This is a genomic window from Streptomyces sp. YIM S03343, assembly GCF_054729195.1.
The window spans coordinates 890,741-905,407 of record NZ_JBPUKX010000001.1 but is presented as its reverse complement, the minus strand read 5'-3'; the positions used below and the strand labels follow the sequence as shown (position 1 = coordinate 905,407).

The window sequence follows — 14,667 nt, the reverse complement described above, 5'->3', positions numbered from 1 at the left end:
TGCCCTGGACGAAAAGTGACGGCCGGAATTCCGAATTCTTTTTTGGGGTGTGAATGGTTGGGAAAGGAATTCTTTCTATTCGGAGGCGATTCGGCGTACCGGGGGTGTCGCCGAGGTGAACTGGCGCAAATGGCGGCCCTGGACGCAGGCCGACACGGAGGGCGGGTGTTCCCGTGCCTGCCGACATCAGGCACGGGAACACCGGTCATGAGGTGCTGCGGCACACGCTCAGCGCGACGTCAGCTTCCAGAGGTGGTCGGCGGTGCCGTTGTCGTCCCACTGGAGGACCTGAGCGCCGGACGACGTGCTCATGCCGCTCACGCCCATCAGCAGCCCGCTGTTGTAGTTGGCGATCTTGTAGTAGCCGTCGCCCGACGGGATCAGCTGCCACAGATGGTCGGCGGTGCCGTTGTCATCCCAGATCAGGGCGGTGCCGCCGTCGGTCGTGACCATGTCCTTGATGCCGAGCAGCAGCCCGCTCGCCTTGTTGACGATCTTGTAGAGGCCCGAGCCCGCCGAGGTGACCGTCCAGGACTGGCTGCTGCCGGTGCCGGACACCGTCTGCACCACTGAGGTGCCCTGCGCCGTGCCCGCGCCCTGGGTGTCCAGGGCGAGAGTGCTGTTGCGGTTGGTGATCTGGTACGTCCCGGCCAGCGAACCGGAGGTGCCGCTCGGGCTGATCGTCAGGTGGTAGCCGTCGGAGGCGTTCATCGCGACGGGCATGGTGATCGAGCCGCCGGAGACCGCGACATCGGTGTCGTAGACGGTGACCGGCCCGGACACCGCGGTCGTACGGCCCTTCGACGGCGTGTACTCCAGCTTGACGTGCACCGTGTTCCCGAACGCGGACAGCGCGCCGAGCCCGTCGACCCGTACGGCGTTCGCCCCGGCGCCACCGCCGAAGATCACACTGATCTGCCGGTCGTCACCGGTGAGCGAGGCGGCGCCGTCGATGCCGGTCTGCGCCGGGGGAGTGGTGACCAGCATGCTGCCGGACATCGCGCCGTACCACTTGTAGAGCCAGTACGACCCGTTGGGCGAGCCCCCGGTGTCGGTCAGGGTGTCGCCGAGGGTGCCGTAGTGGTTCCAGAAGGCCAGTTCGGCGTCGTGCACACCGGTCCGCTCGAACTTGGCGATGTAACCGGCCAGCGGACCGGGCACCCCGACCTCGGACGGAGTGCCGTACTCCTCGATCGCGATGGGCCGCGCGCTGATCCCGAGGCTCGACTCCAGCGCACGGTAGGCGGCCACATGAGCGGCGATGTTCTGCGAGCCCTGGAGCTCGTGCCAGGCGATGATGTCGGGCACGGTGCCGGATGCCTTGGCGTCGGTGAGGAACGTGGTCATCCAGCTCTGGTTCCAGGCGGAGTGGCTGGGGCCCTGGATCGGGGTGCTCGTGTCCTTGGCGCGGACCTCCTTGTACGTCTTCGCCCAGCCGTCGTCGAACGCCCCGGCGGCCGAGGTGTCCCACGTCCAGTCGGGCTCGTTCCACAGCTCGTAGGCGCTCACATTGCTCGCGCCGGACGACTTCACCGCGGCGACCTGTTTGTCCACGGCGGACAGCCAGTCGCTCCAACCGACCCACTTGTAGGGGAAGTCCGGATACCAGTCCGGCATCCGTACGACGACCTTGGCACCCGCACGCGCCGCCTTGGCCGCGACCTTCAGCGCATCACCGGCGGGCGCCGGCTCGCCGTTGGGCAACTGCGCGCCGCCGGGCGCCATCTGGACGAAGGTGTTGGGCTTGAGCGGGGTGACCAAGCTGTCGGCGGGCGTGCTGTCCGTGGCCAGGCCGTAGAGGCTGCCCGTGGCGACGTGGGTGACCGAGCGCAGTGCCTGACTGGCGTTCACCACGAGGGTGGTGGCCGAGGTGGGGGCGGCATGCGCGGGGAGTGCGGTGCCGAGGGAGGCGGCGAGTACGGCCGTCCCGAGGGCGGCGGTGAGGCGGTGACTGCGCCGTCTGACGGTGGGTGTGGATGGGGGTGTGCGGCTCACGCGGGTTCTCCTCTGCGGGAGGTGTTGGGGGGGATTGCCGTGCCGGGGGTTACCAGGTGCTGCTGCACGGATCGGCTGGGGAGTCAGTCCTTCACCGCGCCCGCGGTGATGCCCGCGGCCACATAGCGCTGGGCGAGGATCAGCAGGACGGCGGCGGGGACGGACGCGACGACGGCGGTGGCCATGATCGCGTTCCACTCCTGGTTGTTGTTGCCGATGTACCGGTAGATGCCTAGGGTGATCGGCTTCAGGTCGCCTCCGCTGTCGAGGGTGTTGGCGAAGACGAAGTCGGACCAGGCCCACAGGAAGCCGAAGAGCGAGACGGTGACGACGGCGTTGCGGCTCAGCGGCAGCACCACCGAACGGAACGTCCGCCATGTGCCCGCCCCGTCGACACGGGCCGCGGAGATCAGTTCGCCGGGGATGCCCGACATGAACGCCGCGAAGATCATGACGCCGAACGGCACGGCGATGGTCGAGTCGGCCACGACCAGCCCCCACCAGGAGTTCAGCAGCCCCAGGTCGAGGAAGACGCCGTAGAAGCCCATCGCCATGACGATGCCCGGGATCATCTGCGCGATCAGCAGGGCCAGGCTCAGCACACCGCCGCCGCGCGGGCGCAGCTTGGCCAGGGCGTACCCGGCGGGTGCCGCGACGACCAGGGTGACCGCGACGGTGCCGAGGCCGATGAGCAGACTGGTGCCGAGATACGGCAACTGGTCGTCCAGAACGGCCCGGTAGCCCTCGAACGTGGGGTGCAGCGGGAGCAGATCGGGAGGGTCCTTGCGCATGTCGCGCTGCGGGGTGAGGGACACGTTGAGCATCCAGTACACCGGGAACAGCATCAGCGCGGTGAGAAGCAGGCCGACGGCGGTGTGACACCGGCTGCGGGTACGGGAGTTCACGCCTCGTTCCTCCTCTGGACGCGGACGTACAGCAGCCCGAAGGCGAGCGCGATGAGGATGAGGATGTTGCCGACGGCCGCACCGGGGCCGAACTTGGGCAGCAGAGTGCCGAAGCCGAGCTGGTACGACCAGGTGGCCAGGGTGGTCGAGGCGTCACCGGGACCGCCCTTGGTCATGATCCAGATCAGGTCGAACACCTTCAGCGTGTAGACCAGCCCGAGCAGCAGGGTGATCGCCGACACCGGCCGCAGCAGCGGGAAGGTGATGTGCCGGAAGCGCTGCCAGGCGCTCGCCCCGTCCAGGGCCGCGGCCTCGTACAGTTCGGCCGGGATGTTCTGGAGCCCGCTGTACAGGACGACCAGGTTGAACGGGACACCGATCCAGATGTTGGCCACGATCACCGACGTCAGCGCCCAGTCCGGGGAGGTGAGCCAGCCGACCGGGTCCATGCCGACCAGGTGGAGAGCGTAGTTCACCACGCCCGACTCGCTGTTGAACATCCACGACCAGGTCGACGCCGACACGATCAGCGGCAGCAGCCACGGCACCAGGAACAGCGCCCGCAGCACCACCGACAGCCGGAATCGCCGGTTGAAGAAGACCGCCAGGCCGAGACCGATGACGTACTGGAACACCAGCGACACGAACGTGAAGACCACCGTGTGACGCAGCGCCGGACCGAACGCCGGGTCGTCCAACACGTGTTGGAAGTTGCGCCGGCCGATGAAGGGCGCGTCCCCCGCCACGAACGACCGGACCGTGTAGTCGCGCAGGCTCAGATCGAGGTTGCGGTAGAGCGGATAGACGTAGAAGGCGGCGAGATAGCAGACGAGCGGGGCGACGAACGCGAACGCGGTCAGACTGCTGCGGCGGCGGTGTCTGCGCAGCAGGGCCCGTGGGTCAGGGCGCCCGCCGTCCGCGGCGCTCCGTGCGCCGCTGGCCCCCGTAACGTCCGGTCCGGGCCGGGACCGCCCGGCCCGTGCGACGGCCGTGCCGGCCATGTCAGCCCTTGCCCTTCTGCGCGCTCGACTGCGCGGTCCCCAAGGCGGACCCGGCGTCCTTGCCACCGGACAGGGCCGACTGGACGGCCGTCCACAACGGCTCGGATATCACCGGGTACTTGGTGCCGAGACCGCCGCTGGTCCGGCCGCGGGCGGCGGCCACGGCGGTCACCCAGGGCTTGAGCTCGGGGTTCGCCGCGACCTGCTTGCTCTGTACCGTGCTCGTCGGCGCGACGTACATCAGGGTCGTGTCGGTGGCCAGCAGGTTCGCGGACGACGTCAGACACGTGACGATCTTCTTGCTGACGTCGTAGCGCGCGCTGTCCTTCTGCACCGGCACCGTCACGAACTCGCCGCCCGTCGGCACCGGCGCCGAACCCCCGCTGCGGCCCGGGATGTTGATGATCCCGTACGGGAAGCCCGCCTTGTCGGCGTTGCCGAGCTGCCAGGTGCCGTTCTCCGAGAACGCGTAGTCCCCGGTGGCGAACTCCTGCCAGCTCGTGGTCTGGGTGTTCTGGAGGACGTCTTTGGGCGCGTACCCCTGCTCGACCCAGCCCTGCCACAGCGACAGGGCGGCAACTCCCTTGTCGGAGTCCAGCTTTGTCAGGTCGCCGCCCGCGCCCCAGAACCAGGGCAGGAACTGGAAGCTGCCCTCCTCCGTGTTGATCGCGGAGAAGGTGATGCCCTTCTTCCCGGCCGCCTTCACCTTCTTCAGCGCGGCCGTCAGCGTCGCCCAGTCCTTGACGGAGGCGGGATCGACGCCCGCGGCGGTGAGGATCTTCTTGTTGTAGTAGAGGGCCAGGGTGTTGGCGCCGATCGGCACTCCGTAGGAGGCGCCGTCGAGGGTGCCCGCGCCGATGATGTTCTTCTGGATCGACGAGGTGTCGATGCCGAGATCGCTCGTCTTGTTGAGGATGCCCGCCTCGACCAGCGTGGAGACGACCGGGTTGTCCACGAGCATCACATCGGGTGCGTTGCCCTGCTGCGCGGCCAGCAGCGCCTTGTTGCCGAGATCGGTGGTGTCGTAGGCGGTGCGCTTGAGCTTCACCCCGGCCTGCGTACCGCACGCCGTGACGCGTCTGCCCCAGGCCGAGGACGTGTCGAACTGCGGATAGGGGTCCCAGAAGGTGTACGTCCCCGCGGCGGCGCCGGAGGATCCCGAGGAGCCGGAGCCGCCCTGACAGGCGGTGACGGAGATGAGCGTGCAGGCCGCGGCGAGGGCGGCCAGGAGGGTGCGGCGGGTGGGTGTCACGGGGCGACCTCGTTGTCGTAGAGCAGAGTTGAGGGACGGTCGGGACGGCTGGGACGGTCGGGACGGCAGGGCACGGTCGGGATGGCTGGTGCGGTCAGGACCGCCGGGGCGGTCAGGAGGTGGGCAGCCAGACACGCATGGCGCCGTCCTCGCGGTTGGCCCATGCGTGGTAGGGGACGGCGGTGAGCTCGACGGGATCGCCGTCGCCGGGCTGGGGCGCGGTACCGGGTTCGGCGGCGGGTTCGACGGCGGGTTCGACGGCGGTGTAGGGCCACCAGCCCCGCTCGGGCGTGCGGCGGCGCCTGCCGGCGGCGACCATGGTGGTGACGCCGCCGAGCAGGTCTGGGCGGTGCTTCACGGCGAGCGGCCGGGTGGTGTCCAGGACGAGATCGTCGAGCCCGCCGTCAGGGTGGTCGGCCTGCTCCAGGCAGTACACGAGCGGGCCGCGCTCGATCGCCGCACACCCGCGCACGGCGTCCACGCGCGGATCGGCGGCGGTGAGCCGCGGCTCCAGGGTGAGTTCGAGAACCACCCGGTCGCCGGGCGCCCACCCCCGCTCCAGCCGCAGCCAGCCGTCGGTGACGGGTGCGTCGTGCTGGTCGTACGCCGACTCCCCGCAGGTGAGCCGGAACTCACGGCACCACTGGGGGATGCGCAGCGCCAGCGTCCAGGGGCGGTCGGCGGGGGTGTCCTCGACGGTGAACGTGATGCTGCCGTGCCAGGGGTAGTCGGTCTCGGCACGCACCGCGAACGGCCCGGCGGCGTACCGGCCGCTGGTGAACTGATGGATCTGGAGGCCCTGTTCGTCGCCGCTGGCGAGGTAGTGCCCGAGCCCGGCCAGCAGCCGCATCACGTTGGGCGGGCAGCAGGCGCAGCGGAACCAGCGGGTGCGGCGGGCCGACTGGTCACCCCCGGTGTCGGTGTGACCGTCGCGGACCTGGAGCGGGTTGACGTACAGCCAGTGCTCCCCGTCGAGGGAGACACCGGCCAGGAAGCCGTTGTAGAGGGTGCGTTCGACCAGGTCGGAGTAGCGGGCCTCGCCGGTGAGCAGGGCCATCCGCCAGCTCCACTGGATGGACGCGATGGCGGCGCAGGTCTCGCAGTAGGCGCGTTCGTTGGGCAGTTCGTACGGGTCGCCGAAGTCCTCCCGGTCGTGGTGTGCGCCGAGTCCGCCGGTGAGATGGGTCTTGGCCGCGGTCATCGCGTGCCACAACCGCTCGGCGGCGGCGCGCAGTTCACCGTCCCCGGTCTCGGTGGCGAGATCGGTCGCCCCGGCGAGCAGATACAACTGCCGTACGGCGTGGCCCTCGACGTCCGTCGCCTCGCGCAGCGGTACCCGGTCCTGGCAGTACGCCTCGTGCCCGAGCAGCCCGTGCCCGTGCCGGTCCACGAAGTAGGCGGCCAGCTCCAGATGGCGGTGCTCACCGGTCTCCCGGTACAGCTCGACCAGCGCGGTCTCCACCTCGGGGTGGCCGTCGATGCCGTCGATCGGCCTGCCGCTGCCGGGCGGGCCGAACACTGAGCCGATGTGATCGGCGAACCCGCGGGCCACATCGAGGAGCCCGGTGCGTCCGGTGGCCCGGTGGTGGGCCACGGCGGCCTGGATGAGATGGCCCGCGCAGTACAGCTCGTGCCCCCAGCGCAGGTCCTGGTAGCGCTCACCGCCCTTGACCAGCTGGAAGAAGGTGTTGAGATAGCCGTCGGGCTGCTGGGCCGCCGCGACCAGGGCGATGATCCGCTCCACCTCGGCGGCCAGCGCCGCGTCCTCCGGACGGCGTTGGGCGAGCTGCCAGGACGCGGCCTCCAGCCACTTGTAGACGTCCGTGTCCACGAACGGGAACGCGCCGCGGAACTCGCCTTCCGCCGTGCCCGCCGCCAGCCGCAGATTGTGCAGATTCCCTGCGGACTCCAGCAGATCCGGGCCCTGAGGCACGGAGACCCGGGCGTTGGTCTCCCGGCGGGCGTGCCAGAACCCGGCGGTGATGTCGACGGCGGCGGGACGGAGCACGGCCCGCGCGCCGGGGCCGAGCCGGACGGGGCCCAGGGGAGCGGGAGCGGACGAAGGGGTGGGGCTGGTGCCGGGCATGGCTCTCCGGGGGTGAGAGGCGGGCGGGCCTCGGGACGGACACCCCGTGGCCGGGGCCAGATGTGTCCGATATCCCGAACATTGATCGAAATCAAGAGGCGGGTGATGGGACCACGGTGGGAAACCGTTTTCTCAACGAGCAAGTACAGGGCAGTACACCGACCCGGTCAAGGGTCGCGGCAAAGGTTTTTTCCAAGCCTGCCAGGGAAGGTGGGAGTCTGCACCGCCCCCGAGACTGCCTCTGGAACTTCCGCCCGGAGCCTGCCACCATGGCTGCCGTCACCGTCGTGAGGAAAAGGTTTGCCCGTGCCGCCCGTGTCCCCCTCCGCCCCAGACTCGCCCCCCACCGGCCGAGCGAGGCTCACCGACGTGGCCGCGCTCGCCGGGGTCAGCGTCGGTACCGCGTCCAAGGCGCTGAGCGGTGCCGGCCGGATGCGCCCGGAGACCCGGCAGCGGGTCCTCGACGCGGTGACGGAACTCGGCTTCCGGCCCAACCAGCATGCGCAGAGCCTGCACAGCGGCCGCAGCTGGACGGTCGGCCTGATGACCACCGACGGCATCGGCCGCTTCAGCACCCCCGTGCTGCTCGGCGCCGAGGACGCGCTCGGCGCCGGGAAGATCTCCGTGCTGCTGTGCGACACCCGCGGCGACGCCATCCGTGAGCAGCACCATCTGCGTACCCTCACCGACCGCCGCGTCGACGGCATCATCGTCGCCGGCCGCCGCACCGATCCCCGGCCGCCGCTGACCGGCCTCGATCCCGCGATCCCCGTCGTCTACGCGCTCTCCCCGTCCACCGACCCCGCCGACACCTCCGTCGTCACCGACGACCGCGGCGGCGCCCACCTCGCCATGGAGCATCTGCTGGCGACCGGCCGCACCCGCGTCGCACATGTCACCGGCCCCGAGCATCATCAGGCGGCCCGCGACCGAGCCCGTCACGCGATCGACCACCTGGCCGCCGCCGGACTCGAACTCTCCACCTCACGCGTCCACTTCGGTGAGTGGAGCGAGGCCTGGGGCCGCCGTGCCGCCGCCGCGGTCCTGCGCACCGCCCCGGACACGGACGCCTTCTTCTGCGGCAACGACCAGATCGCCCGGGGCGTCGCCGACACGCTGCGCGAGCGCGGGAGGGACGTGCCCGGGGACATCGCTGTCGTCGGTTACGACAACTGGGACACCATGGCGCTGGCCTGCCGCCCGCCGCTGACCACCATCGACATGAACCTCACCGAGATCGGCAGGATCGCCGCCCTGCGCCTGCTCCAGGCCATCGACGCCGAGCCCGAGCCCGGCGTCCATATGGTGCCGTGCCGCCTGGTGGTGCGGGAGTCGACCTGACGGGGCCTGATACGAATCCGGCCCGACGGCGCCCGGCGCGCCCGTCGGTCTGGTCTCCGCATGCCGGTCAACGGGCCGGGCGCACCCCCGGCGACGCCTGGCCGCCTTCCGCCGCCCAGAGTGCGTCGCGCAGACGCCGTAGATCGTCCGCCGGACGGCCGAGGCCGTTGAACTGGAGCCGGGCGGCCTCGGTGCGGACGCCGGGACGGGTGGTGAATGCCAGGTTCTGCGACTGGCGCAGCATCCACTGGTCGTAGGCGAGCAGTCGTCCGGCGTGCGCCTGGATCTCGGTCAGATCGGGCTCGGTCAGTTGCAGATCCCGCAGCCGGCAGCGCAGCCGGTGCACCGCCGAGGAGGCGAGGCGGCCGTCCTGGGCGGTCCGCGTGGAGACAGGGCCCGGCTCCCCGCATGCGGCCACGGCCGCGTCGGCCGGGCGCTGCACCACCACGGCCTCGTCCAGCACCGACAGCAGCGCCCGCACCTGCGCGGGTCGTGACAGGGGGCGGGGCGCGGGGTGCGGTGTACGCAGCCGGGCCGCCAGCAGGGCGGCAAGGCGCCACGCGCCACCGCAGACCGCGGACACAAGGGGCACTCGCCCAGCGGGTTCGCGCATGGCCCCTCCCCGATCGGTGCGGCAGGTTCCTCCAGTGTGCGCCCGCGGGCCCGCCCCGGAACGGTGTCATCCGTTCGCGGCGGCGTGTGCGCACCGCCCGGGCGGCCGGTGTCGCATATCTTCGGCCAGACAGCGACATCCGGAGTAAAAATGTCAAAAACGGATGAAATGGTTGATGGGGCGGTACGGCTGCCGCGACACCCGGCTGCCGCCCCCGCGGACACACCTCGCCCCCGAGCCCCCGGCAGGGCGATCGCGCTGGTGGCAGCCGTCACCGCGACAGCGGTCGTACTCCTCCTCTCCGCCACGGGCTGGCTGAGCCACCCCGCCGTTCTGGCCTGGCGCACCGTCTGCCTGGCCATCACCGTGCAGGCGCTGCCCTTCCTGGTCCTCGGTACGGCCCTGTCCGGTGCGATCAACGCCTTCGTCCCGGCGGGCCTGTTCACGAGGGTGCTGCCCAAGAGCCCCGCCCTGGCCGTTCCGGTCGCCGGGGCCGCGGGTGCGGTGCTGCCGGGCTGTGAGTGCGCCTCTGTCCCGGTGGCGAACAGTCTGATCGGCCGGGGTGTGACTCCGGCGGCGGCGTTCGCGTTCCTGCTCTCGGCTCCGGCGATCAATCCGGTGGTGCTGACGGCCACGGCGGTGGCGTTTCCGGCTAGTCCGGTCATGGTGCTGGCGCGGTTGCTGGCGTCGCTCGTCACGGCGGCGGTGATGGGGTGGTTGTGGCTCTGGCTGGGCAGGGCGGAGTGGCTGCGTCCGGTCGTGCGGCACGCGGGTCATGACCCCGGAGGGAGCCGCTGGCGGGAGTTCCGCGCTGGCTTCCAGCACGATTTCCTCCACGCGGGTGGCTTTCTGGTGCTGGGTGCCATGGCCGCCGCGACCTTCAATGTGGCTGTACCGCGCGCCGTCCTCGACGCCTTCTCGGGTTCGGCGTGGTTGTCGGTGCTGTTCCTGGCGGGTCTTGCGGTGGTGCTGGCGGTGTGTTCGGAGGCGGATGCGTTCGTGGCGGCGTCGCTGACAGGTTTCTCGCCGGTTGCGCGATTGGCGTTCATGGTGGTCGGTCCGATGGTGGACGTGAAGCTGATCGCGCTTCAGGCGGGCACGTTCGGGCGGGCGTTCGCAGTCCGCTTCTCCTCCGCGACCGCCGTCGTCGCCGTGCTGTGCAGCGTGGTGATCGGAGGCGTACTGCTGTGAAACGCCCCCTCCAGTCCCTCCTCCTGCTCCTGACCGGCGTCGGCCTCCTGCGCACCACCCTCTTCACCGACGACTATCTCCGCTACGTCAAGGAGGGCCTGCGCCTGCCGCTCGTCGCGTCCGGAATCCTGCTCACCCTGCTCGGTCTGGTGAGCGCGGTAAGCGGTGGGAAACACGACGATCACACCGACCACAAAAGCCATGACCGCGACCGTGACCGCGACCACGGCAATGACCACGGTCACGACCACTCTGCCGCCCCCCAAGTCGCCTGGCTGCTTCTCCTCCCCGCCCTCAGCCTGCTCCTGTACGCCCCACCCGCCCTGGGGTCGTACACCGCCTCCCGCTCGGACGCCCAAGCCGTCAAGCAGCAGAAACGCTTCGACCCCCTGCCCGTCGGCTCCCCCGTCCCCTTGACCCTCACCGACTTCACCACCCGCGTCCAGCAGGACCGCACACACGCCGTCGGGGGCCGCAGTCTGCGGCTGACCGGCTTCGTCACCCCGGCCGGGCACGGCGGCGGCTGGTATCTGACCCGGATCATCTTCACCTGCTGCGCGGCCGACTCCCAGACCGTCAAGATCCGTGTCTACGGCCCCGAGTCCCCGTCGGCCGACAGCTGGCTCGCGGTGACCGGCACCTGGCACCCGCACGGCACCCTCGGCACGGCATCCGCCGAGGCCGCGCTCGACGCGCACACCCTCACGCCGATCGCACAGCCGGTGAACGCCTTCACCGACGACCTGCCGCTCACCCCTTCTTGAACGCTGAACGACCTGCCGTCGGTCCGGAAGAGGGTCCGGAAGAGCCCCCTGTCCCCCAAATGGCGGCCCCGGGTTGCGGGGCGCACGATGGTGTGGTCGGAAGGGAGGCTCTGCCATGCTGGAAGTGAAGACGGTCGACAAGCCGGACGAGCGGCGTGATTTCCCGCGCGGCCACCTTGAGGCGGTCCATCTCACGGGTCTCGACTTCGCCGTGGCCACCTTCGAACCGGGCTGGCGCTGGTCGGAGTCCGTGGGCCCGCTGGCGGGCACGGAGAGCTGCCAGATCCACCACAACGGCTATGTCGTCCAAGGCCGGATGCGTATACGCATGGACGACGGCGCCGAGAGCGAGGTCGGTCCCGGCGATGTCTTCGTCTGCCCTCCGGGCCATGACGCCTGGGTCGTCGGAGACGAGCAGGTCATCGCGTACGACTTCGCCGGTGGCATGGCCACGGACTACGCGAAGCCGGCGGGCGCGTGACACAGAAGGCGGTTGGCTTCCCGGGCCGGAACGGAGGTGATCCGGTCCGGCCTCGGCGGCCGTTACCTGTCGTGTGCGTCGATGTCGGCCGAGGCCGGGACTTGCGGGCCCCGGGTGTCCACCAGCACGACCTCCAGGGTGCGCGGCCCATGCACCCCCTCCACCCGGTCCAGCTCGATGTCGCTGGTCGCCGACGGCCCGGAGATCCACGTCAACGGGCGGGCGGGGTCCAGCCGTTCGAGCGCCTGCGGGACGGACGAGACCACCTGGTCCGGCACCCGCACCACACAGATGTGATGGTCCGGGACCAGGGTGATACGGCGGCGCCCCTGGTCGGGTGAGCCGTCGAGGACGATCGTGCCGGTCTCCGCGACGGCCACCGCGCACGCGGTGACCACGCTGTCGACCAGGTCCAGCTCCCGCGCCGTACTGCCCGCCTCGTCGGGCACCCGTGTGACGTCGGCCGCCGTCTCCGACAGCCACTCCTCGGCCGGTCCCGGCGGCACCAGCACCGACCCCGACTTGTGCTCCGCCAGCAACCGGCCCACGACGGCGGCGAGTTCGGCGGTACCGCACCGGTGCACCATTGCCCGGTAGTCGGCGAGGTTCTCGGCGAGCAGGTCCACCGTCTCCTCGGTGCTCCGCTCGCCGTGCTCACGCAGATAACCGCGCTCTACGGCCTGCTCGTACGGTGTGGTGTCGGGCGCGGTGCGCTCCAGCGCCCTGCGCACCCGGCCCAGGATCCGGTCCCTGCTGTTCACCGCTGAGTGTCCTTTCCTCCGTGGGTGCGCTGCCACCAGTCGCGGAACGGCTCCGCGGGCACGGCGGGCAGATCCCGGCTGCCGCTCCACGCCCTGCCCGGGCCGGGCAGCGTACGGGGATGCAGCCGCCGGGTGCGGGAGGCGAGCCGCTGGCCGGTGCCCAGCGCGCCGGGGTGGGTGAACGCCCAGCGCGCCGCGCGCATCGCGGCCCGCTCGGCGGCGTGACCCTTCGCCGGTCTCAGCACCACCTTGTTGCCCTCCCGGACCGCCGGGCCCCCCTGCGCGACCCGTTCGCGCAGATGCACCAGCACCTCGGGGATGTCGATGGCGACCGGGCACACGTCGTAGCAGGCGCCGCACAGCGACGACGCGTACGGCAGCGAGGCGTCGATCTCGCTGGCCGTGCCCCGCAGTTGGGGGCTGAGGATCGCGCCGATCGGGCCGGGGTAGACCGAGCCGTAGGCGTGGCCGCCCGCCCGTTCGTACACCGGACACACGTTGAGGCACGCCGAGCAGCGGATGCAGCGCAGCGCCTGGCGGCCCACCTCGTCGGCGAGGGTGTCGGTGCGCCCGTTGTCCAGCAGCACCAGATGGAAGGTGCGCGGGCCGTCCTCGTCGGTGGTGCCGGTCCACATGCTGGTGTACGGGTTCATCCGCTCGGCGGTGGAGGAGCGCGGTAGGGTCTGGAGGAAGACCTCCAGGTCCCGCCAGGTCGGCACGATCTTCTCGATGCCGACGACCGAGATCAGCGTCTCGGGCAGGGTCAGGCACATCCGCCCGTTGCCCTCCGACTCGACGACCACCAGGGTGCCGGTCTCCGCGACCATGAAGTTGGCGCCGGAGACACCGACCTTGGCGCGCAGGAACTTCTCACGCAGATGCAGCCGGGCCGCCTCCGCCAGCTCGGCGGGCGTGTCGGTGAGCCCGTCGGGGGCAGGGCGGCCCCACTCGCCCATCTCGGAGCGGAAGATGTCGCGGATCTCACCGCGGTTGCGGTGGATCGCCGGGACCAGGATGTGTGAGGGGCGGTCCTTGCCCAACTGGACGATCAGCTCGGCGAGATCGGTCTCGTAGGCGTGGATGCCCGCCGCCTCCAGCGCCTCGTTGAGCCCGATCTCCTGTGTGGCCATCGACTTGACCTTCACGACCTCCGACTCGCCGGTCTCCCGGACCAGTTCGGTGACGATCCGGTTCGCCTCGGCCGCGTCCGCGGCCCAGTGCACTGTGCCGCCCGCCGCGGTGACCGATTCCTCCAATTGCTCCAGATAGCGGTCGAGATGACGCAGCGTATGGTCCTTGATCCGCTTCCCGGCCTCGCGCAGCTCGGCCCAGTCGGACACCTCGGCGACCGCCTTGGCCCGCTTGGCGCGGATGGTGTGTGTGGCGTGCCGGAGATTGCCGCGCAGGGTGCTGTTGCCGACCGCCTCGCGCGCCGCCTCGGGAAAGGCTGTGCTGCCCCCGCCCGCCGCGCCCCGCATACCCACGAACGTGCCGCTCATACGGCCGCCTCCCGCTCCGTGCTGGCCAGGATCTCCGCGATGTGCACGGGCCGCAGGTCCGCGCCGAGCCGGGTCATGGTGCCCCCGATGTGCATCAGACAGGAGTTGTCGGCCGCGCACAGCACCTCCGCGCCGGTCGACTCGGCGTTGCGGACCTTGTCCGTGCCCATCGCAGCCGACACGGCCGAGTTCTTCAGTGCGAAGGTGCCGCCGAACCCGCAGCACTCCTCGGCCCCCGGCAACTCCACCAGCTCAAGACCCCGCACCGCCTCCAGCAGCCGTCGGGGCCGCTCGCCGAGGCCGAGGCCGCGCAGCCCGTGGCAGGTCGGATGGTAGGTCACCTTGTGCGGGTAGTACGCGCCGACGTCCGTCACACCCAGCACGTCCACCAGGAACTCCGTGAGCTCGTACGTCTTCGGCACCACCGGCGCCAGTGCCCTCGCCAGGCTGTCGCCCCGGCCCTCGGCCCTGGCCCGCTCGCCCATCCGCGGATACAGCTCCCGCACCATCGCCCCGCACGACCCGGAGGGGGTCACGATCGCCTCGTAGCCCCGGAAGACCTCCGAGAAATGCCGGGCGAGCGGCTCCGCCTCGTGCCGGTAGCCGGTGTTGTAGTGGGCCTGCCCGCAGCAGGTCTGCGCCATCGGGAAGTCCACCTCGACACCCAGCCTGGACAGCAGTTTCACCACTGCCCGGCCGGTGTCCGGATAGAGCGTGTCGTTGACACACGTCAGGAACAGGGCGACACGCATCACGGCTCCTCGGGGATCGATCATCG

Annotated in this window: 13 protein-coding genes; 4 read left to right on the top strand and 9 right to left on the bottom strand. The window is 70.7% G+C overall.

The features are described 5' to 3' along the window. Window positions 1-228: 228 nt before the first annotated feature. From ACSYGN_RS03950 to ACSYGN_RS03930, 5 genes are all read right to left on the bottom strand, one after another. A complete protein-coding gene (locus tag ACSYGN_RS03950; protein WP_460391844.1) occupies window positions 229-1,995 on the bottom strand; it encodes an RICIN domain-containing protein in 1,767 nt (588 codons plus the stop codon). Between the two features lie 83 nt (window positions 1,996-2,078). Further along, window positions 2,079-2,840 carry a carbohydrate ABC transporter permease gene (locus ACSYGN_RS03945; protein ID WP_460403209.1) on the bottom strand — a complete coding sequence of 254 codons (762 nt, stop codon included), beginning with the start codon at window positions 2,838-2,840 and terminating at the stop codon, window positions 2,079-2,081. A 56-nt stretch (window positions 2,841-2,896) separates the two neighbouring features. Next, window positions 2,897-3,901 (bottom strand): carbohydrate ABC transporter permease, encoded by a 1,005-nt coding sequence (locus tag ACSYGN_RS03940; protein WP_460391842.1) that lies wholly within the window; start codon window positions 3,899-3,901, stop codon window positions 2,897-2,899. Window position 3,902: 1 nt separating this feature from the next. Continuing rightward, on the bottom strand, window positions 3,903-5,153 hold the full coding sequence (locus tag ACSYGN_RS03935; protein ID WP_460391840.1) for a sugar ABC transporter substrate-binding protein: 1,251 nt from the start codon (window positions 5,151-5,153) through the stop codon (window positions 3,903-3,905). 112 nt (window positions 5,154-5,265) lie between these two features. Then, window positions 5,266-7,239 carry a glycoside hydrolase family 127 protein gene (locus ACSYGN_RS03930; protein WP_460391838.1) on the bottom strand — a complete coding sequence of 658 codons (1,974 nt, stop codon included), beginning with the start codon at window positions 7,237-7,239 and terminating at the stop codon, window positions 5,266-5,268. A gap of 369 nt (window positions 7,240-7,608) precedes the next feature. Here ACSYGN_RS03930 and ACSYGN_RS03925 point away from each other — a divergent pair, with 369 nt between their 5' ends. After that, the gene (locus tag ACSYGN_RS03925) at window positions 7,609-8,580 is read left to right on the top strand and encodes a LacI family DNA-binding transcriptional regulator (RefSeq protein WP_460391836.1); all 972 of its coding nucleotides are present in this window, start codon (window positions 7,609-7,611) and stop codon (window positions 8,578-8,580) included. Between the two features lie 67 nt (window positions 8,581-8,647). Here ACSYGN_RS03925 and ACSYGN_RS03920 read toward each other — a convergent pair whose 3' ends face one another. Continuing rightward, window positions 8,648-9,193 carry a hypothetical protein gene (locus tag ACSYGN_RS03920; RefSeq protein ID WP_460391834.1) on the bottom strand — a complete coding sequence of 182 codons (546 nt, stop codon included), beginning with the start codon at window positions 9,191-9,193 and terminating at the stop codon, window positions 8,648-8,650. A gap of 168 nt (window positions 9,194-9,361) precedes the next feature. Here ACSYGN_RS03920 and ACSYGN_RS03915 point away from each other — a divergent pair, with 168 nt between their 5' ends. From ACSYGN_RS03915 to ACSYGN_RS03905, 3 genes are all read left to right on the top strand, one after another. Next, window positions 9,362-10,384 (top strand): permease, encoded by a 1,023-nt coding sequence (locus ACSYGN_RS03915; RefSeq protein ID WP_460391832.1) that lies wholly within the window; start codon window positions 9,362-9,364, stop codon window positions 10,382-10,384. Then, window positions 10,381-11,148, top strand: coding sequence for a TIGR03943 family putative permease subunit (locus ACSYGN_RS03910; RefSeq protein ID WP_460391830.1), 768 nt, complete (start codon window positions 10,381-10,383; stop codon window positions 11,146-11,148). The genes ACSYGN_RS03915 and ACSYGN_RS03910 overlap by 4 nt, the downstream gene beginning before the upstream one ends. Window positions 11,149-11,263: 115 nt before the next feature. After that, entirely contained in the window at window positions 11,264-11,629 is a 366-nt protein-coding gene (locus ACSYGN_RS03905) for a cupin domain-containing protein (protein WP_460391828.1), read from the top strand. A gap of 62 nt (window positions 11,630-11,691) precedes the next feature. Here the strand turns inward: ACSYGN_RS03905 and ACSYGN_RS03900 are convergent, their stop codons facing one another. Genes ACSYGN_RS03900 through ACSYGN_RS03890 form a run of 3 tightly spaced genes read right to left on the bottom strand, consistent with a single transcriptional unit; the run spans window position 11,692 to window position 14,641 of the window. Continuing rightward, window positions 11,692-12,390, bottom strand: a complete 699-nt coding sequence (locus ACSYGN_RS03900) for a LutC/YkgG family protein (RefSeq protein ID WP_460391826.1) — start codon at window positions 12,388-12,390, stop codon at window positions 11,692-11,694. Then, complete coding sequence (locus ACSYGN_RS03895) at window positions 12,387-13,889, bottom strand: LutB/LldF family L-lactate oxidation iron-sulfur protein (RefSeq protein WP_460391824.1); 1,503 nt, start codon at window positions 13,887-13,889, stop codon at window positions 12,387-12,389. Before ACSYGN_RS03895 ends, ACSYGN_RS03900 begins: the two co-directional genes overlap by 4 nt. Beyond that, window positions 13,886-14,641 (bottom strand): (Fe-S)-binding protein, encoded by a 756-nt coding sequence (locus ACSYGN_RS03890; protein ID WP_460403207.1) that lies wholly within the window; start codon window positions 14,639-14,641, stop codon window positions 13,886-13,888. The genes ACSYGN_RS03895 and ACSYGN_RS03890 overlap by 4 nt, the downstream gene beginning before the upstream one ends. Between the last annotated feature and the right edge of the window lie 26 nt (window positions 14,642-14,667).

Excerpts from the sequence above, each read along its gene's own strand:
- ACSYGN_RS03890 (WP_460403207.1), bottom strand. The coding sequence starts at position 14,641 with ATGCGTGTCGCCCTGTTCCTGACGTGTGTCAACGACACGCTCTATCCG.
- ACSYGN_RS03930 (WP_460391838.1), bottom strand. The coding sequence starts at position 7,239 with ATGCCCGGCACCAGCCCCACCCCTTCGTCCGCTCCCGCTCCCCTGGGC.
- ACSYGN_RS03915 (WP_460391832.1), top strand. The coding sequence starts at position 9,362 with ATGGTTGATGGGGCGGTACGGCTGCCGCGACACCCGGCTGCCGCCCCC.
- ACSYGN_RS03905 (WP_460391828.1), top strand. The coding sequence starts at position 11,264 with ATGCTGGAAGTGAAGACGGTCGACAAGCCGGACGAGCGGCGTGATTTC.
- ACSYGN_RS03920 (WP_460391834.1), bottom strand. The coding sequence starts at position 9,193 with ATGCGCGAACCCGCTGGGCGAGTGCCCCTTGTGTCCGCGGTCTGCGGT.
- ACSYGN_RS03895 (WP_460391824.1), bottom strand. The coding sequence starts at position 13,889 with ATGAGCGGCACGTTCGTGGGTATGCGGGGCGCGGCGGGCGGGGGCAGC.
- ACSYGN_RS03945 (WP_460403209.1), bottom strand. The coding sequence starts at position 2,840 with ATGCTGTTCCCGGTGTACTGGATGCTCAACGTGTCCCTCACCCCGCAG.
- ACSYGN_RS03940 (WP_460391842.1), bottom strand. The coding sequence starts at position 3,901 with ATGGCCGGCACGGCCGTCGCACGGGCCGGGCGGTCCCGGCCCGGACCG.